Annotated in this window: 2 protein-coding genes and 1 pseudogene; 2 read left to right on the top strand and 1 reads right to left on the bottom strand. The window is 75.7% G+C overall.

What is annotated here, in order from left to right:
- On the bottom strand, nucleotides 1-822 hold an 822-nt coding region (locus JS521_RS28825), incomplete at its 3' end, for a MerR family transcriptional regulator (RefSeq protein ID WP_239487980.1).
- Between the two features lie 177 nt (nucleotides 823-999).
- Between JS521_RS28825 and JS521_RS36935 the strand changes: the two are divergent.
- Nucleotides 1,000-1,113, top strand: a pseudogene (locus JS521_RS36935) (Appr-1-p processing protein); the annotation flags it as partial.
- Between the two features lie 118 nt (nucleotides 1,114-1,231).
- A complete protein-coding gene (locus JS521_RS28820) occupies nucleotides 1,232-2,182 on the top strand; it encodes an oxygenase MpaB family protein (RefSeq protein ID WP_239487979.1) in 951 nt (316 codons plus the stop codon).
- Nucleotides 2,183-2,326 lie beyond the last annotated feature (144 nt).

Here is a 2,326-nt window from a genome sequence, read left to right as displayed (position 1 = left end):
CCCGGCCGCCGGGGGCGCCAGGCGCCCGCTGCCCCCCCCCCCCCCCCCCAACCCCCCCGCCCCCGCCGCGCCCCCCCCGCCCCCGCCGCGCCGCGGGCCCCCCCCCCCCCCCCGCAGCTCCTCCTTCAGCGACCGCTGAAACGCCGTCACCAGCGCCTGCACCACGATCGGTTGCATGTCGGCGGACAGCGACTTCATCGCCGCCACATGCTCCGGGTCGCCCTCGCGCTCCCGGTAGGGATTCCACACCTCGTCCCGGAACAGCCGCGTCATCTCCTGGGCGGCCGAGCGGGTGTGCTCCAGCAGCACGGTCCGGGCCGCCAGGATCGTCTCGTGGGCGATCGGCACGTCCAGCAGCTCCACCCCGAGCCGCAACAGCCCGAGATCCACCCGGTACGTCGTGCCATCCGCCTCGGGCCGGACCAGCACCCCCATCGCCGCCAGCCGCTCCACATCCGCCTCGGCCAGCGCCCGCCCGGCCCGCCGCTCCAGCTCGGCCCGGGAGAAGTCCTCGGTCTTGTCCGGAGCCCAGGACGCGACCAGAGCCCGGTGGATCGCCAGATCGTGGGCGCTGAGGTCGGGCGGCAACTGCTCCAGATAGCGTTCGATCGCGGCGAGTGTCATGCCCTGCTGCTGGAGCTCCTCGATCAGCGCGAGCCGGGAGAGATGGTCCGGACCGTAGTGCCCGACCCTGCGGGGCCCGATGACCGGGGGCGGCAGCAGGCCCCGGGTGCTGTAGAACCGCACGGTGCGCACGGTGACCCCGGCGCGGGCCGCCAGCTCGTCCACCGTGAGCGTCGGCTCGTCGGTCCCCGTCGCCATCTCTGCTCCCCGCCGTCGAACCCTCGTATCGGACAGTGCCGGTGTCTCACCAACACTGTGAAAGTGTCCGCCACCGCGGCGAGCCCGTCCACCCCAGGCCCCGGGAGCCTCCGCCGTTCCGGGCTTGAGGTTGCCGCTACGGCACCTCCTAACGTCGTGGCCAGGGCCGGAGAGACCGGCCCCCGGATCGGCTGCGGGCTCGCGGGCGGCACATGGTCCAGGGTCGAGCCGCTGATCGAGCGCCGCCTCACATCCGCCGGCCTGCCGGTGACGGTGTACGACCACGACTGACCGGGCCGCCCGCGAAGGTTCCGCACCCCCGCCCCCCACGGTCCTCACTGGGCGAGGGATCATGGAGGGGAGGGAGCGGGCAGCGGACGGCAGGCCCGTCGGGACCGCGGGAGCACGGATGAGCAGCGCGGACGGCGCGAAAGACCGCCCGGCGGACGACGCCCGGAAGCCCGTACCGGGCCGCGGCAATGTACGGACCCCGGCACCGGACCGTGCCCGCGACCCCGAGCCGCCCCCGCCCGGCGGAGTCCTCTGGAGCCTGTCCGGCGACATCCGCGCCCTGCTGATGCTGCCCGCCGCCCTCACCCTCCAGGTCGCCCACCCGGCCGTCGGGGCCGGAGTCGACGAGCACTCCGTCTTCCGCACGGACCCGTGGGGGCGCGGCGAACGCTCGCTGCGCTCCCTCCAGCTCTGGGTGTACGGCGGCGCGGAGGCGGCCGGGGAAGGGCGCAGGCTGCGGGTGCTGCACCGCACCATCCAGGGCACCGACACCCGGGGCCGCCCCTACCACGCGCTGACGCCCGCCAACTACGCCTGGGTGCACGCCACCGGCTTCCCCGTCTACCGCCACGCGGCCCGCTATCTGATCCGGCCCATGACCCCGGCCCAGGAGCGCGCCCTGTACGCGGAGTGGCTGCAGGTCGGCCGGATCCTCGGCATCCACGACCGGGACATGCCCCAGTCCATCGAGGAGTTCTGGCCGTACTGGGAGAAGATGCTCGCCGGCGAGATCGAGGCGACCACCGTGGTACGTGAACTGGTCGACGTCGACCAGCCCGTCCCGCCGCCGGACCGGGGCCCCTGGCCGCTGCGGATGCTCCTGCGGGCGCTGTGGCCGGTGCTGCTGCCGCCGCTGGCCCGCTTCCGGCGCTTCGTCACCATCGGGCTCATGCCGCCCGACGCCCGCGCGGCCGTCGGACTGCCGTGGAGCGCCGAGCAGGAGAAGCGGCTGCGCCGGCTGTGCGCGGTGCTGCGGGGCGTCGTCCCCGTCCTGCCGGAGCGGCTGCGCTATCTGCCCAGGGCGCGAGCTGCCCGCGCGGCCCACCGTACGGCTGTGCCCAACGGCTGAGCGGGCCCGGGTTGTCGGCGTACGGCCGTGCGCGGAGGCCGAGGGGTGGCCCGGGGCGCGGGGGCCCCCCCCCCCCCCCCCCCCCCCCGCCACCCGCAGCCGCGGCCGCACAACACACCCAGGGGGGGTCACCCGCGCGCCCCC

Origin of the sequence: Streptomyces durocortorensis (assembly GCF_016901035.1) — a bacterium.
GTDB lineage: Bacteria > Actinomycetota > Actinomycetes > Streptomycetales > Streptomycetaceae > Streptomyces > Streptomyces durocortorensis.
The sequence above is the reverse complement of the archived record's forward strand: the minus strand, read 5'-3'. Positions and strand labels throughout refer to the sequence as shown.